At 60.8% G+C, this 18,674-nt stretch carries 18 protein-coding genes; 10 read left to right on the top strand and 8 right to left on the bottom strand.

The window, feature by feature from the left end; all coding sequences use genetic code 11:
- Positions 1 to 24: 24 nt before the first annotated feature.
- Positions 25 to 426: an NUDIX hydrolase gene (locus tag ACK8OE_RS09875; protein WP_126423963.1), complete on the bottom strand. Its 402-nt coding sequence runs from the start codon at positions 424 to 426 to the stop codon at positions 25 to 27.
- A 55-nt stretch (positions 427 to 481) separates the two neighbouring features.
- Here ACK8OE_RS09875 and ACK8OE_RS09870 point away from each other — a divergent pair, with 55 nt between their 5' ends.
- Complete coding sequence (locus ACK8OE_RS09870) at positions 482 to 1,918, top strand: FAD-binding oxidoreductase (protein ID WP_410272399.1); 1,437 nt, start codon at positions 482 to 484, stop codon at positions 1,916 to 1,918.
- Positions 1,919 to 2,160: 242 nt separating this feature from the next.
- Here ACK8OE_RS09870 and ACK8OE_RS09865 read toward each other — a convergent pair whose 3' ends face one another.
- The gene (locus ACK8OE_RS09865; RefSeq protein WP_410272398.1) at positions 2,161 to 2,961 is read right to left on the bottom strand and encodes a response regulator; all 801 of its coding nucleotides are present in this window, start codon (positions 2,959 to 2,961) and stop codon (positions 2,161 to 2,163) included.
- A gap of 293 nt (positions 2,962 to 3,254) precedes the next feature.
- Between ACK8OE_RS09865 and yaaA the strand changes: the two genes are divergently transcribed.
- Positions 3,255 to 4,016, top strand: coding sequence for a peroxide stress protein YaaA (yaaA, locus tag ACK8OE_RS09860; protein WP_290796921.1), 762 nt, complete (start codon positions 3,255 to 3,257; stop codon positions 4,014 to 4,016).
- A 142-nt stretch (positions 4,017 to 4,158) separates the two neighbouring features.
- Here the strand turns inward: yaaA and ACK8OE_RS09855 are convergent, their stop codons facing one another.
- Complete coding sequence (locus tag ACK8OE_RS09855) at positions 4,159 to 5,088, bottom strand: L-threonylcarbamoyladenylate synthase (protein ID WP_410272397.1); 930 nt, start codon at positions 5,086 to 5,088, stop codon at positions 4,159 to 4,161.
- 231 nt (positions 5,089 to 5,319) lie between these two features.
- On the bottom strand, positions 5,320 to 6,588 hold the full coding sequence (locus ACK8OE_RS09850; RefSeq protein WP_410272396.1) for a YceI family protein: 1,269 nt from the start codon (positions 6,586 to 6,588) through the stop codon (positions 5,320 to 5,322).
- Between the two features lie 217 nt (positions 6,589 to 6,805).
- On the opposite strand from ACK8OE_RS09850, the gene ACK8OE_RS09845 reads away from it, so the two are divergent.
- The gene (locus ACK8OE_RS09845; RefSeq protein WP_410272395.1) at positions 6,806 to 8,560 is read left to right on the top strand and encodes an acyl-CoA dehydrogenase; all 1,755 of its coding nucleotides are present in this window, start codon (positions 6,806 to 6,808) and stop codon (positions 8,558 to 8,560) included.
- Between the two features lie 3 nt (positions 8,561 to 8,563).
- On the opposite strand, the gene ACK8OE_RS09840 is transcribed toward ACK8OE_RS09845, so the two are convergent.
- Complete coding sequence (locus ACK8OE_RS09840; protein ID WP_410272394.1) at positions 8,564 to 9,439, bottom strand: trypsin-like serine peptidase; 876 nt, start codon at positions 9,437 to 9,439, stop codon at positions 8,564 to 8,566.
- Between the two features lie 152 nt (positions 9,440 to 9,591).
- Here ACK8OE_RS09840 and ACK8OE_RS09835 point away from each other — a divergent pair, with 152 nt between their 5' ends.
- Positions 9,592 to 11,850, top strand: coding sequence for a S9 family peptidase (locus tag ACK8OE_RS09835; RefSeq protein WP_410272393.1), 2,259 nt, complete (start codon positions 9,592 to 9,594; stop codon positions 11,848 to 11,850).
- A gap of 240 nt (positions 11,851 to 12,090) precedes the next feature.
- Complete coding sequence (locus tag ACK8OE_RS09830; protein ID WP_290796939.1) at positions 12,091 to 12,636, top strand: GNAT family N-acetyltransferase; 546 nt, start codon at positions 12,091 to 12,093, stop codon at positions 12,634 to 12,636.
- Between the two features lie 219 nt (positions 12,637 to 12,855).
- Here the strand turns inward: ACK8OE_RS09830 and ACK8OE_RS09825 are convergent, their stop codons facing one another.
- On the bottom strand, positions 12,856 to 13,290 hold the full coding sequence (locus ACK8OE_RS09825) for a phasin family protein (protein ID WP_290796942.1): 435 nt from the start codon (positions 13,288 to 13,290) through the stop codon (positions 12,856 to 12,858).
- Between the two features lie 425 nt (positions 13,291 to 13,715).
- Between ACK8OE_RS09825 and ACK8OE_RS09820 the strand changes: the two genes are divergently transcribed.
- On the top strand, positions 13,716 to 15,110 hold the full coding sequence (locus ACK8OE_RS09820) for a D-alanyl-D-alanine carboxypeptidase (RefSeq protein ID WP_410272392.1): 1,395 nt from the start codon (positions 13,716 to 13,718) through the stop codon (positions 15,108 to 15,110).
- 20 nt (positions 15,111 to 15,130) lie between these two features.
- Here ACK8OE_RS09820 and ACK8OE_RS09815 read toward each other — a convergent pair whose 3' ends face one another.
- Together ACK8OE_RS09815 and ACK8OE_RS09810 are read right to left on the bottom strand one after the other, a co-directional pair.
- Positions 15,131 to 15,571 (bottom strand): molecular chaperone DnaJ, encoded by a 441-nt coding sequence (locus ACK8OE_RS09815; RefSeq protein ID WP_410272391.1) that lies wholly within the window; start codon positions 15,569 to 15,571, stop codon positions 15,131 to 15,133.
- Positions 15,572 to 15,598: 27 nt separating this feature from the next.
- A complete protein-coding gene (locus ACK8OE_RS09810; protein WP_410272390.1) occupies positions 15,599 to 16,480 on the bottom strand; it encodes a division plane positioning ATPase MipZ in 882 nt (293 codons plus the stop codon).
- 192 nt (positions 16,481 to 16,672) lie between these two features.
- On the opposite strand from ACK8OE_RS09810, the gene ACK8OE_RS09805 reads away from it, so the two are divergent.
- The 4 genes from ACK8OE_RS09805 to ACK8OE_RS09790 all read left to right on the top strand — a co-directional run.
- Complete coding sequence (locus ACK8OE_RS09805) at positions 16,673 to 16,942, top strand: type II toxin-antitoxin system ParD family antitoxin (RefSeq protein ID WP_410272389.1); 270 nt, start codon at positions 16,673 to 16,675, stop codon at positions 16,940 to 16,942.
- Positions 16,935 to 17,225 carry a type II toxin-antitoxin system RelE/ParE family toxin gene (locus ACK8OE_RS09800; RefSeq protein ID WP_410272388.1) on the top strand — a complete coding sequence of 97 codons (291 nt, stop codon included), beginning with the start codon at positions 16,935 to 16,937 and terminating at the stop codon, positions 17,223 to 17,225. The genes ACK8OE_RS09805 and ACK8OE_RS09800 overlap by 8 nt, the downstream gene beginning before the upstream one ends.
- 37 nt (positions 17,226 to 17,262) lie before the next feature.
- The gene (gene map / locus ACK8OE_RS09795) at positions 17,263 to 18,075 is read left to right on the top strand and encodes a type I methionyl aminopeptidase (protein ID WP_410272387.1); all 813 of its coding nucleotides are present in this window, start codon (positions 17,263 to 17,265) and stop codon (positions 18,073 to 18,075) included.
- 10 nt (positions 18,076 to 18,085) lie between these two features.
- On the top strand, positions 18,086 to 18,674 hold a 589-nt coding region (locus tag ACK8OE_RS09790), incomplete at its 3' end, for a RadC family protein (RefSeq protein ID WP_410272386.1).

Below are 18,674 nucleotides of genomic sequence, written 5' to 3'. Positions count from 1 at the left end.
CCGATTTTCGTTCATGCTTTCAGCCTATTTGCTATTGATCAGGTACTGTGCCTTACGCACGACATCCCTCAGGTCTTCATCGACGAGCAAGACCAGCGCCTCCCCGAAACCAACGAATCTGGCCTCATCGGCATCGTCCGCTGCCTTCGGTTCGCCCTCAGTCCAATGCGCCAGATAGTCAATCAGCGCATAATGAAAATCTGGCTCAATGATTTCATAGACATCAATCAAGGGCCCAAGTTCAGCCTTGCACCCTGTTTCTTCTTTCAATTCTCGTAAAGCGGCCGTTCTGAGGCTTTCGCCCCACTCGACCTTGCCGCCGGGAATGGACCAATGACCTTTGCGCGGCTCACGGCCCCGCCGGATCAGCAGCACCTTATCGAAACTGACGCAAACAACGCCAACACAGACTTTTGGGGCTTGCATTGCCAGAGCCTCTCACCTAACGGAACCACACATCGTTTTATGCAGGTAATACAGCATGTCCGACGCCGCCAGTGATTTCGCCCAATGCCCTCCCGTCGCGCCCGAAGTGATCGCTGAGATCAAGGCCGCGGTTGGTGAGGCTGGCTGGTCTGACGACGAACTGCGCGTGACGGCCAAGCTGACCGAATGGCGCGGCAAGTGGAAGGGCCACACGCCGCTGCTGGTCCTGCCGAAGACCACCGAAGAACTGTCGCAGGTCGTGAAAATCTGCAACGCCCACGGCGTGGCCATCACCCCTCAGGGCGGCAATACGGGACTGGTCGGCGGTCAGATTCCGTTTGGCGAAATCCTTGTGTCGCTGGAGCGTATGCGCGCCATCCGCGACGTAGCCCCGACCGATGACACCATGGTGCTGGAGGCCGGGATCACCCTCCTTGAGGCGCAGGAGATTGCCGAAAAGGCCAATCGCTTCTTCCCCCTGTCACTGGCGGCTGAGGGCACGGCGACGGTCGGCGGCGTGATCAGCACCAATGCCGGTGGCACAGCGGTCCTGCGTTACGGCGTGACGCGCGATCTGGTCTCCGGCCTTGAGGTCGTCCTGCCCAATGGGGAGATTTTCAATGGCCTCAAGCGCCTGCGTAAGGACAATACGGGCTACGACCTCAAGCAAATGTTTATTGGCGCCGAAGGCACGCTGGGCATCATCACCGCCGCTTCGCTCAAGCTGTTCCCGGTGATGAATTCGCGCTGCGTGGCCATTGTTGGCTTTGAAACCGCGCAGAAGGCCATCGACCTGCTGGGGCGCGCCAAGCAGGAAACCGGCGGTCAGGTCGAAGCCTTTGAGCTGATGGGCCGCTATGGCCTGTCGCTGGTGCTGAAAAACATCCCCGACACGCGCGAGCCTCTGGAAGGGGAATACCCCTGGTACGCCCTGATCGAGGTGGCGTCCGGCGACCCCGACGGTGCGGAAGGCGCGATGGAGCGCCTTCTGACGGCGGCGTTTGAAGAAGAGCTGATCGTCGATGCGGCCATTGCCCAGAACGAAACCCAGGCCGCGGCCTTCTGGCGTCTGCGCGAAGAGCACTCCGCCGCTGAAAAGGTCGAGGGCGCGGCGTGGAAGCACGACGTCTCCGTGCCCCTGTCGCAGATGGCCGACTACATCGAAAAGGGCGCGGCGGCGGTCGAAGCCTTCCTGCCCGGCGCACGTCTGGTCACCTTTGGCCACGTCGGCGACGGCAATGTGCACTTTAATGTCATCGTCCCCGAAGGCATGGACGCCGCCGAATTTAACGCCCTGCGCGATCAGGGGGCCAAGGTGGTGCACGATCTGGTGCATCAATACGAAGGCTCGATCTCGGCCGAACACGGTCTGGGGCGCATGAAGACGCAGGAGGCGCTTCAGTACAAGGACCCGGCGGCGGTCGAAGCCATGCGCGCCATTCGTCTGGCGCTCGATCCGAAGCGCATCATGAACCCACATGTTCTGTTCTAAGGCGGATACGCGCTTCGGTTTATTGTTGCGCTAACGCTTCGCTCCTTGAGCGCGGGCGCATCATGAACCCGCACGTCCTGTTCTAAGGCGGATACGCGCTTCGGTTTATTGTTGCGCTAACGCTTCGCTCCTTGAGCGCGGGCGCATCATGAACCCGCACGTCCTGTTTTAAATCGAAAACAATATCCGGCTCAGCCGACCTTTGTCGGGTCCAGAGCGGCCTTGGCCTCTTCGTTGCGCGCCTAAATGCGGTGCTTGGCCATGCGCGCCACAGCCGTCATAAGTTCGGGTATGACGAACGGTTTGGGCAAAAGTTCATCCGCCCCGGCATCCTTGGCCGCCGCCAGCACATGCATGGCGCCAATCTTGTCATTGATACCTTCGGACATGGCCAGGGTGCGGATGTGCGGATAGTCCTTGCGTAACTGCATGATACCCTCGACCCCGCCCATGCCGGGGATGAGCACCGCGGTTATTACCGCATCGACCAGACCCAGATTGTGGTCAAACAGCACGTCTTCCATCGTGTTGGCGACACTGACCCTGTAACCCACCTGTTGCAGGGTCATGCCGATAAAGGTGCGCAGTTGCACGTCCGGATCAACGACCAGCACATGGAAGTCCGTCTGCCGTGCCCGGTGAAACTTGAGCGTCTCAGCCAGCAATATTTTCAGTTCAGACGGATCGACGGGTTTCGGCAGCATGAAATCCGCCCCGGCCTGCAAGGCCTGATCGCGGACCTTTTGAGTGGCGCCCGCGCCCTTCCAGACAAAGGACATCAGGGCAATCGGCGTATCCTGCATCAGGCCTTTGAGGCTGCCGACCTTTTTCAGCATGTCCACGCCATCGACATAACCATCCATCACCAGCAGTTGAAAGCGGTTATGCTGTAGCGTGCGCGTCGCCATCACCTCATTGAAACACAGCACAGACGTCCAGTTCTGACGGCTCAGTTGACGCGCCATTTCACGCGCCTGATCCCGGTCGGAATCGAGCACAAGCACGCTGCCGTAAGTTGCGGAAGGCCCTCTTTCCGCGTTCATCTTTGCCCCTTAGCTCACAGTGAGGTACGCTACGCCTAATTAAACACAGAACAAGGTTCGGAATTTGCAGTTAAATTCCTTAAAAATTTAGAAATATAACATTTTACCCAATGAAAGCCGCTTTAAAAATCGCCAAAAACGCGCATTTTTATTTTACCCTTATCAAATCGTTATTTGAGAAATACCTTTACAGGCATTCCGCACCGACGCCAGAGATACGCCACCGCACGATTGAATACACCATTGCCCGCAAACCTCTTTGCAGCGCAGGGATTCGCCGTTAAACAAACCGCATGATCCTGCTGCTTTCCCCTGCCAAATCCCTGGACGAAACGCCGGTTTCTCCACCCCTGCCGACCAGCGAGCCGCGCTTTACCCGTGAGACCCAGAGCCTGCTCAAGGTCATGAAGGGCAAAAAACCGGCTGACCTTCAGCGGCTGATGGATATTTCGGCCAGGCTGGGTGAACTGAACCATCAGCGCTACAAAGCGTTTGCCGATCAGGCCGCCCTGCCCGCCGCCCTGATGTTCGACGGCGATGTCTATACGGGCCTGAAGGCGCGCGATCTTGATGCCGACGGGCTGGCCTTTGCGCAGGATCACGTGCGGATATTATCGGGCCTGTATGGTCTGCTGCGCCCGCTCGACCTGATCCGGCCCTATCGGCTGGAAATGGGGACCGGTCTGGAAACGGGCAAGGGCAGTACCCTCTACGCCTTCTGGGGCGACCGCATCGCCAAAGAGATCGTGGCGGACGCGAAAGCCACGGGCAGCGACACGGTGCTCAATCTGGCCAGTCAGGAATATGCCCGCGCCGCCCTGACCAAGGCGTTGAAGCTGAAAGTCATTGAGGTGAAATTTCTCGAGATCAAGGGCGACAAGACCTCGATGATTTCCTTCTTTGCCAAGAAGGCGCGCGGCCTGATGGCGCGCTACGTCATCGACCACCGCATTACCGATCCGCAAGCGGCCAAGGCCTTCGATTCCGAAGGCTATCGCTTTGTGCCGGAACAATCGTCAGAGACGGTATGGACCTTTTCGCGCAAGCACCCCTGAAAAATTTTGAAACCACAGATGACACAGATGGCACAGATTAGGATGGGTTCTGATCCGGCAGAGAGGGTGTAACGCAATTGCAGGCACCGAAGCGCCAATCTGTGTAATCTGTGAAATCTGTGGTTATAAGCAATGTGGCGCTCTACCCGACAAACCCCGCCGCACGTTTGAGGCGGTCATTGATCGCCTCCCCCAGACCCTCCGACGGGATCGGCGCGACGCAGATACGGGCGGGCTTATGCGCATCGGCCTCGCGCAGATAGGCGAACAAGTTGGCCGCGGCCTCCGACAGCTTGCCCGTAGGGCTGAGGTTGAGGAGTGTCCCCGCAAAATCCACAGCCTTATCCACCGGGCCGAAGGCCAGATACACACAGTCGGCGGGCGGATTTTCCACATTTATATCCACAGGCGCGTCGGGCGCGTAATGCAGGCTGAGGCGGCCCGGTGAGCGGTGCCCTTCGGCGGCGTCATCGGCCAGCGGCCCGACCACCGCCTCGACCTCGGCGCGCGTCACGGCCCCGGGGCGCAGGTAACGCACCTCACCCAGCAGGCTGACCACCGAAGATTCCAGCCCCACCTGACAATCACCGCCATCGACCGATGCCCCGACAAAGGCCCCGGTTTCGCTAAGCGCATCGGCAAAGCGCGTCGGGCTGGGGCGACCTGACCGGTTGGCCGAAGGGGCCACCACGCCGCCCGCAAAGCCTTCGAGAAGGGCGCGCGCCAACGGATGCGACGGCACGCGGATCGCCACGCTGTCGAGTCCGGCGCGCGCCAGATCACAGACCTTTTGCGTATCGCGCACCGGCACCACCAGCGTCAGCGGGCCGGGCCAGAAGGCCTGAGCCAGAGCCCGCGCGCGATCGTCAAAGACGCCTATAGCTTCGGCGGCCTCCAGCGACGCCACGTGCACGATCAGCGGATTGAAGCGCGGCCGGCCCTTGGCTTCGAACACCTTCGCTACTGCCGTGGGATCATCGGCACGCGCCCCCAGCCCATAGACCGTCTCGGTCGGCAAGTGGATCAGTTCGCCACGTCCCAGCGCGGCAATGGCATCGGTAACAGTTGACATAACTCTATCTCTCCTCCCTGTGCCGCAGGCATAGGGAGGTGGCGGCGAGCGAAGCGAGACCGACGGAGGGGGGGGGGGATTCAGTAGCCGGAAGGCCCGAAGCCCTTGATACAGAGGTGCTATCCCCCTCCACCCTCTACGCTGCGCTTGAGGGTCCCCCTCCCCATCGCTACACGACAGGGAGGAGAAAAGGATGGCGCGCCATATCACACCACGGCGCGCGCGTAAGCCCTATTTCGTCGTGGCCGTGACCTTGAGATCAAGCGACACGGCATTGGGCACGGCGTCGGTGGCCGTCCATTCGCCGGAACCCACCCCGTAGTCCAGACGATTAAGTTTGGCGGTGGCGGTCATAACCGCCTGTTTGCCGTTGATTTTCAGCGTAAACGGCAGGTCGAACGGTTTGGTCTGGCCGTGCAGGGTCAGGCGGCCCTTAGCGAGATACTTATCCGGCCCCGTCTGGGTGAAGGTCGTCGCCTTGAAGGTCGCCTTGGGGGTGGCGGCCGTGTTGAAGAAGCTGTCACTTTTCAGCGTGTCGTCGCGGGTGGAATCGCCGCTGTTGACCGAGGCCAGATCAATCACCACCGTCGCCTTCGACTGATCAAGGCGTTGCGGATCGAAGGTGATATCCGCCGTATAGCCGCCGAAACCGCCCTTGATGGCCTCACCGTTAAAGGTGGTGGCGAAATGAATATATGAGGCCGCCTTGCTGACCGTCCAGACGGGCACGGCTGTGGACACCTCTGTGGAAGAGGACGCTGACTCTGTGGACGAGGCCGCTTCGCTGGCTGCGGCTACGGTTTCGGCTGAGGCCACCGTTTGCACCGCTTCGGGGGCGGCGACAGGGGCCGGTTCCGGCACACTGGCCCCGCGCATCATAAAGGTAGCCAGCACAAACGCGCCTACCACAGCCACCGCCGGCACCAGCCAGCGGACGTTCAGCGCGCTTTGCAGGATCGTCGGCTTTGGCTCCAGCCCCGGCAACATGCGCGTCACCGTATCGTCCTTGTGGATGAAATGGTGCATAAGCGCCGCGCCGACGTGCAGCGGGATCAGGACGTAGAAGATCAGCTTGGCAAACAGGCCATGCAGCGCCTCAAACACCTCATGCGTCTCATGCCCAAGCGGCAGGTGCGGGATCGGCACGACGCCGAACCACAGGGTAGGCACCGGCACCTTGGCCGTTGACACCAACGCCCAGCCGCTCAGTGGCAGGCCGATCATCAGCACATAAAAGCCGATATGCACGGCCTTCGCCGCCGCCATCTGCCATTTGGGTCCCTCGATCTCCGGCGGGGCCTTATAGGCCACACGCAGACCGATGCGCACAAAGGTCAGCAAGAGGATCAGGAAGCCCACCGACTTGTGCATCTGATAGCGTGAGAACAGGCCCCCATCCTTGTCCTCCAGCGTCCAGCCCAGAAAGACCATGTAAAAGATCAGGGCGGCCATGGCCCAATGCAGGTAGCGCGAGGCGCGGTGATAGGTGGCGGGCGTCATGGAACGACTCCTCAGATGTGGGTTGCGAAACACTATGCCAATGCGGCGTGCAAAATCAACGACTATATGTAACTAACAAAATTACATATCAAGCCCCACCCTGTTTTCCTGTACTTTTTCTCTTGTGACCTAAGGGAAGTTCACGGAACTGTGAATTTCCCTGCCGCCACGTCATGCGTCATCAGGAAATCAGTAGAATAAAAGCTGAGGAAACCCCATGACCTACCGTGCCCCGCTCGCGGATCTCAAGTTCAGCCTGACGGCGGTAACGGGCATTGAGCGCCTGTACCAGAGTTCCGCCTATCCCGATTTCGACGGCGATCTGCTGGATGCGATTCTCGACGCCGCCGGGCAGTTGTCCGAAGAGGTGCTGGCCCCGCTCAACCGCGTTGGCGATACGCACGGCGCGAAGCTCGAAAACGATAAGGTCACCGTCGCCCCCGGCTTTGCCGAGGCCGTTTCCGCCTTTGCCGAAGGCGGCTGGGCCGGTCTGGGCGCCCCGGCGGAACACGGCGGGCAGGCCATGCCCAAGGCGCTGGAAATGGCGGCCTATGAGATGTTCCACGCCGCCAATATGGCCTTTGCCCTCTATCCCACCCTGTCGCAGGCGGCGATTGAGGCTTTGCACCACCACGGCACCGAGCGTCAGAAGGCGCTCTATCTGCCGTATCTGACCAGCGGGGAATGGTCGGGCACCATGAACCTGACCGAGCCGCAAGCGGGCTCCGATCTGGCGCTTCTCACCAGTCAGGCCGTGCCCGACGGCGATGCCTACCGCCTGACCGGGCAGAAAATCTATATCACCTGGGGTGATCACGAAACGCGCGACAATATCCTGCATCTGGTGCTGGCGCGACTTCCCGGCGCACCTGAAGGGACGCGCGGTATCTCTCTGTTTTTATGCCCGAAATACCTCGTCAATGACGACGGCTCTCTGGGCGAACGCAATGCGCTGCGCGCCGTCGGTCTGGAACACAAGCTGGGCATCCACGCCTCGCCCACCTGCGTCATGGCGTTTGAGGGCGCGAAGGCCGAACTGGTCGGGCAGCCGCATCAGGGGCTGATGGCCATGTTCACCATGATGAACGCCGCGCGTCTGGCCGTCGGCGTACAGGGCGTGGGCATTGCCGAGCGCGCCTATCAGCAGGCGCTGGCCTATGCGCATGATCGTCGTCAGGGCAATTCGGTTCTCACCGGCGAGAAGAAGGCCCCGATCTTCGATCACCCGGATGTGCGCCTGATGCTGGCCCTGTCCAAGGCGAAGATCGAAGCGGCCCGCGGCATCTGCCTGCTGACGGCCATAGCCGCCGACGACTATCGCCTGAACGCCGACGCCCGCGTGAAGCGCCGTGAGGATTTTCTGGTCCCCGTCGCTAAGGCGTGGGCGACCGATATCGGTGTCGAAGTGGCCTCAGCCGGAGTGCAGGTGCACGGCGGCATGGGCTTTATCGAAGAGACCGGCGCGGCCCAGCATTACCGCGACGCGCGCATTGCCCCCATCTATGAAGGGACTAATGGCATTCAGGCCGGCGACCTTGTGGGGCGCAAGCTGGGCGACGACGCGGCTTCGGCACTGGAGCTTAAAGCCGATATCCAATCCTATATTCAAAACAATGATCTAAGTGACGATCTTAAAGCGTCCGTCACACCGCTTGAAACCGCCCTGACGGCATTTGAGGCCGCCAGCCTGTGGCTGGTGGCGCAGAAGAAAGCCCGACCGGCAGACGTTCAGGCCGGGGCCACCGCCTATCTGAAACTGACCGGCGACGTAGTCGGCGGTTACGTCCTGCTGCGCGGCGCGGTCGAAGCGACGGCGCGTCTCAAAGCCAACGACGGCGATCCGGCATGGCTGAATGCCAAGGTCGAACTGTGGAAGCTCTATGCGGCGCACATCCTGTCGCACGCGCAGGCCCTTCACACCGCCATCACCGCCGGAGCGGCCTCGCTGGAGACCCTGTCCGAGGGTCTCTGAGGCTCAGGGCTTGCTTTTGGATTGTCCGGCCGCTGCCGCGCCGGCGGCCTCTCTGGGGGAGAGCTTTTTCGGCACAACCACCACCGGCGGCGGCGCAGCCGATGAGGTGACGCCGACCTTGACGCCGGGGGCCTGCCCCCGCGCGACGAACAACTGCTCGATGGTCTGGCGCACAAAGACGGCATGGGTGACAAGGCCCAGCTCAAGACGCTGGGCATTGACCTCCACCTGCTTGGTCAGGATACCGGACACCAGAGTCGCCCTGGGCGCATCGGCCCCCGGCGCGCGCTCGGTATGTTCGGTCATAAACACCGGCCCGCCGGAATTGCCCGGAATGGCCGTCAGGTCGATCAGAAAGGTCGGGAAGCTCGATACCGGCCCCACCGGATAGGAGGCCAGCCGACCAGCGCGCAGGATGGGAAAACCGATCGTATTAGCCGAATAGCCGTGCGGATAGCCGAGCGTCATCATCTCGTCGCCGGGCGAGACGTGCCACTGATCGAACGAGCGCTCATCGGCCAGCCAGCTCAAAGGGATGGCCTTGTCCTTATAGGACGGTGGCACCTGAACGGCGATGACGGCAATGTCCTGCTTGGGGTTTTGCGTCCACAGAGGCCCGGCATCGGTGCGGATGGGGATGCGGGTGGGGCTATATTGCCAGGTGCCATTGGCGGCCTTAACGCGCCAGCCGATACGCACTTCGTTCTGCGGCATACGCTCAAAGACGTGGGCGGCGGTGACCAGCACCACTTCGGGGGCGGCCCCTTCGCGCGGAACGGACACAAGGAAGCCTGTACCCACCATGCGCTTCTGATCATTGACCGGCTGGTCAATCTGAACGGTGGCTTCGATCAGGTCGAGGGTCAGGTCAGCATCCATGTCCTATGTCTTACCCCCCAAATGGGCCAAAACCATGCCCAAAGCACCGTCACAAATAAACAAGGCGTAAGTTGACGTCCGGTGGTGGATCGTATCAACCTCTTACCCAATTCATCCTTGCGTCCCGAATGCAATTTGTCAAAGGTGCCCCTATGAAAAACCCGCCGGTTCGTGGCCTCAATCGCCGAAATTTCCTGAATTATAGCACCGGGGCCACCGTGGCCCTCCATGCCGGTCTGGTGGCTGCCCCTTCCTCCGTCTTCGCCGCAGAGAGTCTGATGTCCAAAACCCCCGCCCCCAAGCCCCTGAAGAAGCCGCACACGATCGAGCAACTGGGCTTCAAGCGCACCGACGACTATTTCTGGATGAAGGATGACAACTGGCAGGCCGTACTGCGTGATCCCGCCGCCATCAAGGCCGACGTCAAGGCGCAACTGATCGAAGAAAACGCCTATACCAAGGCCCTGCTCAAGCCGACCGAGGCGCTTCAGACGACCATTTTCGAAGAGATCAAGGGCCGCATCAAGGAAGACGATTCGTCGGTGCCTGCGCCCGATGGCCAGTGGGAATATTATGTCCGCTACAATATCGGCGGTCAGCACCCAATCAATGCCCGCAAGCCGCGCAGCAAGGACAAGATCAGCAGCGAAACCGTGCCCTTCGCCAAAATCCCGGCCGATGAGCAAATCCTGCTGGACGAAGACGCCGCAGCCAAGGGCCACGAATATTATTCAACGGCCACCACGACCCACAGCCCCGATCATAAGCTCTATGCCTGGGCCGAGGACACGCAAGGCTCTGAGGTCTATAAGATATACGTCAAGGACATCGCCACGGGGCAAGTGTTGGGCAAGCCGGTCGAAAGCGCCACGGGCGATTTCGTCTTCACACCGGACTCGCAATATATCTTCTGGACCTTCCGCGACGATAATGGTCGCCCGTCCAAACTCTACCGCCGCCCGGCCAAGGGTGGTGAGGACGTGCTGGTCTATGAGGAAACCGATCCCGGCTTCTTCATGGGCGTTGGCCTGACCTCGGATGAGCAATTCATCCTGATCAGCATCAATGACCACGAAACCTCGGAGGCGCGTCTGATCCCGGCCAAAACGCCGACCGCTGCCCCCGTGGTCGTTGAGGCGCGTCAAACGGGCGTGCAATACAGCGTCGATCACTGGGACGATCGCTTTGTTATCCTGACCAATGCCGACGGCGCGGTCGATTTCCAGATCATGACCTCAACCGCGGCCGTCCCGGCGCGCTCAACATGGAAGCCGTGGATCGCGCACCGTCCGGGCATCTACGTCACCGGTTTTGGCCTGTTCAAGGGCCACATGGTGCGTACCGAACGCGAAAACGCCAATTCGCGCATCGTCATCACCAAAAAGGCCGACCTCAGCGAGCACGAGATCGCGGTGAAAGAAGAGGCCTATGCGCTGGGTCTGGGCGGGTCGATGGAATACGACACGACGGTGATGCGCTACACCTATACCTCACCGACCACCCCGGCCCAGACCTATGATTACGACATGGCGACCAAGGAACGGGTGCTGCGCAAGACGCAGGTCGTGCCGTCGGGCCACAACCCCGCCGACTATGTCGCCAAGCGTCTTTATGCCAAGGCGTCGGATGGGGCAGAGGTGCCGGTGACGGTGCTGATGAAAAAGGATACCAGGCTGGACGGCTCGGCGCCCCTGCTGCTCTACGGCTACGGCTCCTACGGCATTTCGATGGAGCCGACCTTCTCGGTTTCGACCCTCAGCCTCGTCAATCGCGGCTTTATCTACGCCATTGCACATATCCGCGGCGGCACGGAAAAGGGCTACAACTGGTTCCTCGAAGGTCGAAAGTTCAAGAAAAAGAACACCTTTACCGACTTTATTGCCGCGGCGGAGCATCTGATCGCCAATGGCTATGGCGCCAAGGGCCGCATCGTGGCGCAGGGCGGTTCGGCCGGCGGTATGCTGATGGGGGCCATTGCCAATCTGCGGCCGGACCTGTGGGGCGGCGTGATCGGTCAGGTACCGTTCGTCGATGTGCTCAACACCATGAGCGACACCTCTCTGCCGCTCACGCCACCCGAATGGCCGGAATGGGGTAACCCGCTGGAGGATAAAGCGGCTTACGAATATATCGCCTCCTATTCGCCCTATGACAATGTGACGGCCAAGGCCTATCCGCCAGTTCTGGCCACGGGCGGCCTGTCCGATCCGCGCGTCACCTACTGGGAGCCGATGAAGTGGGCTTCCAAGCTGCGCGAATACACCACGTCGGGTTCGCCCATCCTGCTCAAGATCAATATGGAGGCTGGGCACGGCGGGGCTTCGGGGCGTTTTGATCGCCTTAAGGAAACCGCGCTCAACTACGCCTTCGCCATCTGGGCGCTGGACAAGGGCTGGACCAAGCCTGCGTAAACCTGCTCTCCTCCCTGCGGCTTTGCCGTGGGGAGGTGGCATTTGAGCGATAGCGAAAATGACGGAGGGGGATACCTCCGAAGGCGTTGCAGACTGAGTCCTTGAACCAGATATCTCGTCAGATATCGCGTTTGAGGAAAGGCCTGAGTCATCCCCCTCCGTCAATCCGCTTCGCGTCCTGACACCTCCCCATGCCTTCGGCACAGGGAGGAGAAACCGACTGTTCTGTTAGAGCTTCCCATGCCCGAAATCCGTAAAGTTCAGGTCACCGACTTCGCCGCCATAGCCGAAATCTATAAGGACGGGGTGCTGAACGGCACCGGCACCTTCGATATCGTACCGCCGGGCGAGGACGCCATGCGGGCGCGTTGGCAGGAATTGCGGGGCATGAACCTGCCCTATCTGGTGGCGACTGAAGGCGATAGCGTCATCGGCTATGCCTATGCCTCGCCGTTTCGGGCACGCATCGCCTATCGCTACGGGGTCGAGGACAGCATCTATGTCCACCCCGCGCACAAGGGCAAGGGCGTGGGCAAGGCCCTGCTCAGCGCCCTGATAGCGGCTTCGACCGAGGCCGGCTTCTACGCCATGTACGCCGTGATCGGTGACGCCGAAAACACGGGCTCGATCCGCCTGCATGAACAGGCAGGCTTTGAACATACGGGCAAGCTGCCCAAGGCCGGCTATAAGTTCGACCGCTGGCTGGATGTGATCTTCATGAGCAAACCCCTGCGCCCAACCGACGGCCCGGCGCAAGGCATGGGCTGGGCGGGCAAAGAGAATTAGCCACTAAAAACACGAAAAACACGAACCTCAGACCACAGATACGTTGCGTGAAACGCCCGACATACTGTTGCCGCAAAAACTGACAGCGCCGCCTCGGCGCATCTAGCCCCGCAGCCTTTTACAGCTTTTCGTGTTTTTCGTGGCCAAATTCCTTTCGTGTCCAAAAAAAATCCCCGCAGTTGCCTGCGGGGATTAATCTTTTTCAGACCGTACCGTCGATTAACGGTAGGACTGGAACTTTTCGACGGTCGCCGTCATGCGCGCGTTCAGCGGCTTAAAGGTGTCCTTGAACGAGGCCGACAGGGTCTCGGTCAGGGCGTTCATTTCCGACACATAGGCTTCGAGCGCCGACTTGGCGTAGGACGACTGAAGCTCGATCACTTCCTGCACCGACTTGGCCGAAGACAGGGTCTTGGCAGCCGTAACGGCCTCTTCCCAGCTCTTCTTGGTGTAGGCCGCGGCCTGCGCGCCGACCGTTTCCGCGCCCTTGGTGGCGGCGGTCAGGCTTTCGACGACGGCCTCAACATTGGCCTTCGACAGGGTGTTGACTTCGTTCAGGGCGCCGAGCGTCTTTTCAACGCCGTCCTTGAAGGCTTGGTTGGACGCAACGGTCATTTTTTCGACGGTCGCCTTGTAGGTTTCGGTATCCACCATGGCAGTCTCTCCACTCAGGGTTAGGCGGGGTTTCCGCAAACCGGGCCATGCGCGTCGCAGGTGAGGCGTTGCCCGTAATGACCCTGTGTATAACGCATATGCAGCATGAGGTCAATAAATATTGTGCAGCGCACAAAAGCCTAACACGATTGTGATGTGGTTTCCTCACCCTGCGGACGAATCCGGGCGCATTTTGGCCAAAAATGCACGCTCTTGTAAGACACTGGTAAGGAAATCGGGCGTTCTGATTAAGGATGAATGAATTGAGGCTGACAGGCTTGGTTTTCCATGGTCTTATGTCACCTTCGCGTTCGGACTAAGGCAGGTGTTGTCTTTTGGCCGGGTGGCGCGGGCATCCAAAATACCTCCCCTTGCGGCGTTTTGTCGCCGTTCAGTCAGTAGCAGCGTAAAAGCGGGATATGCGAATGCGTCAGAAAATGTCTCACACGGCCCCGACACGGAACCCGGTCAGGGTCGCGGCGAAAGCGGTCAATTTGCGGGCCATGCTGGCAACGACCGCTACGGCTCTGGCGCTGATTGGCGTGCTGGTCGTATCGCCCGCCCGCGCTCAGGACCCGGCCGCCAGCGACCGCTATGCGGCCATCGTGGTCGATGCGCAGTCGGGTGAGGTCTTTTACGCCATGCGCGCCGATTCGCCGCGCTACCCCGCCTCCCTGACCAAGATCATGACGCTGTACATGGCGTTCGAGGAGATGGCGCAGGGCCGCCTCAAGCCTGATGACGTCATCACCCTCTCCGCCCACGCCGCCTCCATGCCGCCCACCAAGTCGGGTCTGAAAGCCGGTGATACCATCACGGTCGATATGGCCATGCGCCTGATCGCCGCCTATTCCGCCAACGATCTCGCCGCCGCGCTCGGTGAGCATATCGGCGGCTCGGAGCAGCGCTTCGCCGCCCTGATGACCATCAAGGCACAGGAACTGGGCATGACGCGCTCCAACTTCGTCAATGCCTCGGGCCTGCCCGATTCGCGTCAGGTCTCTTCGGCGCGCGACTTCGCGGTTCTGGCGCGCGCAGTCATGCGCGACTTCCCGCAATATTACGAATATTTCCACGTGCGGTCGGTGCAATTCAATGGCCGCACCTATTCGAACCACAATCCGCTGCTGGCCTATCCCGGCGTCGATGGCATGAAGACCGGCTTTATCAATGCCGCCGGCTACAACCTTGTCGCCTCGCAGCGCAAGGGCAATCATCGCCTGATCGCCGTCATGTTGGGCGGCTCGAACAAGGCGCAGCGCCGCGAACACGTCAGCACGCTGATGAACACCGGCTTTGACGTCTTTGCCCGCCGTGAAAAAGGTGAGCAGATCGTTGTGGCCCAGAACGAATTCCGCAGCGCCATGGCCCCCAAATATCAGGTGGTGGGCGATTCCAACGCCCTGATGGCCGCCCTTGACGCGCAGGACGACGAAGACGGCACCACGGTCCAGCGCCTTTCCGGCACCGCCAAGGCCCCGGCCGTGGTGGCCGCGCTCAGCAAGGCCGAAAAGGCCGCAGAGGACAAGGCCGCGGCCAGAAAGACCTCGACCACCGCCGCCGCCAAAAAGAAGAAAAAAGACCCGGACGCCATCTGGGCGGTGCAGGTCGGGGCCTTCAAGCAGAAGTCGCTGGCCGCCGACTGGGCCAAGGACATCAAGAAGCGCTTCCCGACCCTCAAAGGGTTTGAAACCGACGTGTCGGAAAACGACGCTGGCCGCTATCGCACGCGCTTTATCGACATGACCAAGGCCGAGGCGCAAAAGGCCTGCAAGGCCATCGAAGCCAAGCGTCTCGATTGCATGGTGGTGAAGTCGTAAGGTTTACGGCTGTGCTGAAGCTATTTTTGCTTCAATAACGTGTCCCGCGCGGCATTGAGTTTTGCCGCCAACGCATCCGAGCCGCCCTGATCCGGGTGTGCCGCCTTCATACGCTGTTTCCATGCCTTGACGATGGCGCGGCGATCCGCCCCGACCTCCAGCCCCAGCGTGCGATAGGCCTCGATCTCGGCCTGTGTCCACGCCCCCGTCGGTCTGGGCTCACGGCGATACCGCGCCCCGCCCGCCATGGCAAAGGCGATGGACACCAGAATGCTGGCCAGAATATATTGTCCTCGCGCCACGCAAACGACACCCGCCATGGCCACGGCCACGGCCCCTACGGCGATCAGGGCGCGCTTTTGCCTGATCCACGGACCGGGTTTGAGCTTCCCCAGACGCGACTGACGTCCGACCCAGACCAGCAGGGCAAAGGCGGCAGCGGCGGCAATGATCAGATACACAGGGCGTTGTCCCGGACGGGGGCAGAATTACTCCGCCGCTTCGAAATCGTCCTCGTCCGTTTCTAGCTGAGGCCCCAGTTCCGTCAACTGTTCCGACACCGCTGCCGCGTTTTCGAGGTCGAGCGCCAGCATGACGGCACGGATTTCGGCACGTGCCGACACGTGTGCCATGGACACGGCCACGGGCTTGATCTCCTCGCTGAGGTCGAGCACCGTTAACCCGAATGGGAACAGTTCGCGGTACAGCACGCGGTCGCGCAGACCAGCCGCAACGCGGAAGCCGATCCGCTTGCCCAGCGCCTGAAGCCGGTCGTCGATACGTTTGGCATTGCGTGCCTGATTGGTGGCGAGGCGGTTGCGCAGCACGATCCAGTCGATGGTCTTGCCGTCCCAGGTGGCGCGTACCTTGCGCGAATTCCACACGGTTTCGGCGTAGATGGACGGGCGTTTGACGTCGAGCGTCACCGGATCGACCTGCCCCAGCAGGTCAAAGTCGATAAAGCTGTCGTTCATCGGCGTGATGATGACGTGTGCCACCGCGTGGGCACGGCGCGAAAGGAAGCTGTCGCCGCCCGGCGTGTCGATGATCACATAGTCGGCCACGTCGATCGCTTCGCTGAGCGCGCGGTCAAAGGCGGCCTTGGCCTCGGCATCTGCCACCTTGACCAGCTCGGCCGGGTTTTTGTGCAGAAACGGCTCGAACGCGTGCGGCAGGATCTTTTCATTGGCCGCCGCCCACTTTTTGCGGTTCTCGAAAAAGTGCGCCAGCGAACGCTGCCGCAGGTCGAGGTCGATAATGGCGACGCGCTTGCCCTGATGCAGCAAGGCTGCCGCCACGTGCATGGCGACGGTGGACTTCCCCGCCCCGCCCTTTTCGTTGCCAAAAACCAGAATACGCGCGTTCGACATAACCCTACTCCCACAGCCCGAATCAGTACCCGATCCGGCACTTTCATATTTGAGGCGCCCCAGCCAAAGGTCAATAATAGGTTAACGATTTAACGTGGACAGAGCGGTGCGCGTCTTCGCCAGCGAACGTCCGTTTTATGAATATTTGTGAATTTTGCTTACTTGATATAGGCTGGGGAGAGAGGTGTTTTGATGGCGACCATGACCGTTTCCCTGCCCGATCAGATGAAGGACTGGATCGAAGAGCTGACGCGCAACGGCGAATATGCCAGTTCCAGCGACTATGTCCGCGATCTGGTGCGCCGCGACCGGGAACGGCGCGCTCAAGGACTGACCTTGGACGATCTGCGGCAGATTATTGACGAGGCGCGCACGACCGCACCTTCCGAGCGCACGGTGGCCGACATTTTTGCCGAGGCCAAACGCCGTACCGCCGCCCGTCAGGACTTTGGACGTGGCTGATTACCGGCTGTCGGCCCGCGCCGAAGGCGACCTGCTCGACATATTCATTTACACGATCGAGCGGTTTGGCCTCGCACAGGCCGAACGCTATCAGCACGACCTGAGGCTCTGTTTGGACCTGCTGGCTGAAAATCCCGGCATGGGGCGGCAGGCAAACGCGGTCGCCGAAGGTGTACGCCGCCACGAACACGGGCGTCACGTGATTTTCTACGAAGTCACGCCTAGCGGTATTCTGATCCTGGCGCTCCTTCACGCCGCCAGTCTCAAAGGCCTTGCGCTTTAGTCTGGCTTTGGCGTCATCAAATGACTATATTGCCACCATGACCACAGATAGCGATTACATCACCCGCACCGACCGTATCAAAATCCACGGGCCCGAAGGCTTTGAAGGTATGCGCCGCGCCGGCAAGGTCGCCGCCGACTGCCTCGACATGCTGATCCCCTATGTGGTGCCCGGCGTGAAGACCTCCTATCTCGATGATCTGGCGCGGGAATTTATCTTCGACCACGGCGCGCTGCCGGCCTGCGTCTTCTATCGCGGCTATATGCACACCGTGTGTATTTCGCCCAACCACGTCGTCTGTCACGGCATCCCGTCCGAAGCCAAGACGTTGAAAGACGGCGATATCGTCAATATTGACGTCACCGCCATTATTGATGGCTGGCATGGCGATACCTCGCGCATGTATGAGGTCGGCAATGTCAATGCCAAGGCCCGGCGTCTGGTCGATGTGACCTATGAGTCGCTGCATCTGGGGCTGGCGCAGATCAAGCCCGGCAACACCTTCGGCGACATCGCCCACGCCATTCAGAAATGCGCTGAAGCCCAGCGGTGCAGCGTCGTGCGCGACTTCTGCGGCCACGGTCTGGGGCAGGTCTTCCACGACAACCCCAATGTCCTGCACTTTGGCCGCGCGGGCACCGGCCCGGTGCTGGAAGAAGGTATGTTCTTCACGGTCGAGCCGATGATCAATCTTGGCCGTCCGGAGGTGAAGGTGCTCAATGACGGCTGGACCGCCGTGACGCGCGACAAGTCGCTGACGGCGCAGTGCGAACACAGTATCGGCGTGACGAAGGACGGGCTGGAAATCTTCACGGCCTCGGATAAGTTCCGCCCCCAACCGGTGAGCTGAGATAGCGGACATGGCTGAGGGGGAGCCACCGAGAAGCGAAACCACACTGCGCGACCCCACCTTGCCCGACCACGGCGGCCATCGTCAGTGGCTGCGCGACCGGGCGCGGCGCGGCGGGATATCGGTTTTGCCCGATTACGAAGTGCTGGAGCTGTTCCTGTTTCGCTCCATCCCGCAACGCGACGTCAAGCCGCTGGCCAAGGCGCTGTTGAGCCGTTTCGGCAGCCTGTCCGCCGTGCTGTCGGCCCCGCTGGAGGACATGCTTCAGGTCTCCGCGCTCGACAACAAGGGCCGGTCGCTGAAGATGACGCCGGACATCGCGCTCGATCTGCAACTGATGTTCGAAGCGACGCGCCGGCTGATGGCCGAGCCATTGAAACGCTCAACGGTCATTTCAAGCTGGCAGGCACTATTGTCGTACCTGCGCGTGACGCTGGCGCACGAACCGCGTGAGCAGTTCCGCCTGCTGTTCCTCGACAAGAAGAACCAACTCATTGCCGATGAGATCATGAACTACGGCACGGTCGATCACGCCCCGGCCTATCCCCGCGAAATCATGCGCCGGGCGCTGGAGCTGTCGGCCTCATCGGTTATTTTAG

It is taken from the genome of Asticcacaulis sp. W401b (assembly GCF_046503825.1).
In the GTDB taxonomy this organism is placed as follows: Bacteria; Pseudomonadota; Alphaproteobacteria; order Caulobacterales; family Caulobacteraceae; genus Asticcacaulis.
The sequence above is the reverse complement of the archived record's forward strand: the minus strand, read 5'-3'. Positions and strand labels throughout refer to the sequence as shown.

Bases quoted from the DNA above. Each gene is read 5' to 3' on its own strand.
- ACK8OE_RS09820 (WP_410272392.1), top strand. From the start codon at position 13,716: ATGCGTCAGAAAATGTCTCACACGGCCCCGACACGGAACCCGGTCAGG.
- yaaA (WP_290796921.1), top strand. From the start codon at position 3,255: ATGATCCTGCTGCTTTCCCCTGCCAAATCCCTGGACGAAACGCCGGTT.
- ACK8OE_RS09830 (WP_290796939.1), top strand. From the start codon at position 12,091: ATGCCCGAAATCCGTAAAGTTCAGGTCACCGACTTCGCCGCCATAGCC.
- ACK8OE_RS09870 (WP_410272399.1), top strand. From the start codon at position 482: ATGTCCGACGCCGCCAGTGATTTCGCCCAATGCCCTCCCGTCGCGCCC.
- ACK8OE_RS09840 (WP_410272394.1), bottom strand. From the start codon at position 9,439: ATGGATGCTGACCTGACCCTCGACCTGATCGAAGCCACCGTTCAGATT.
- ACK8OE_RS09845 (WP_410272395.1), top strand. From the start codon at position 6,806: ATGACCTACCGTGCCCCGCTCGCGGATCTCAAGTTCAGCCTGACGGCG.
- ACK8OE_RS09875 (WP_126423963.1), bottom strand. From the start codon at position 426: ATGCAAGCCCCAAAAGTCTGTGTTGGCGTTGTTTGCGTCAGTTTCGAT.
- ACK8OE_RS09810 (WP_410272390.1), bottom strand. From the start codon at position 16,480: ATGTCGAACGCGCGTATTCTGGTTTTTGGCAACGAAAAGGGCGGGGCG.
- ACK8OE_RS09805 (WP_410272389.1), top strand. From the start codon at position 16,673: ATGGCGACCATGACCGTTTCCCTGCCCGATCAGATGAAGGACTGGATC.
- ACK8OE_RS09855 (WP_410272397.1), bottom strand. From the start codon at position 5,088: ATGTCAACTGTTACCGATGCCATTGCCGCGCTGGGACGTGGCGAACTG.
- ACK8OE_RS09850 (WP_410272396.1), bottom strand. From the start codon at position 6,588: ATGACGCCCGCCACCTATCACCGCGCCTCGCGCTACCTGCATTGGGCC.
- ACK8OE_RS09825 (WP_290796942.1), bottom strand. From the start codon at position 13,290: ATGGTGGATACCGAAACCTACAAGGCGACCGTCGAAAAAATGACCGTT.
- ACK8OE_RS09865 (WP_410272398.1), bottom strand. From the start codon at position 2,961: ATGAACGCGGAAAGAGGGCCTTCCGCAACTTACGGCAGCGTGCTTGTG.
- ACK8OE_RS09835 (WP_410272393.1), top strand. From the start codon at position 9,592: ATGAAAAACCCGCCGGTTCGTGGCCTCAATCGCCGAAATTTCCTGAAT.
- map (WP_410272387.1), top strand. From the start codon at position 17,263: ATGACCACAGATAGCGATTACATCACCCGCACCGACCGTATCAAAATC.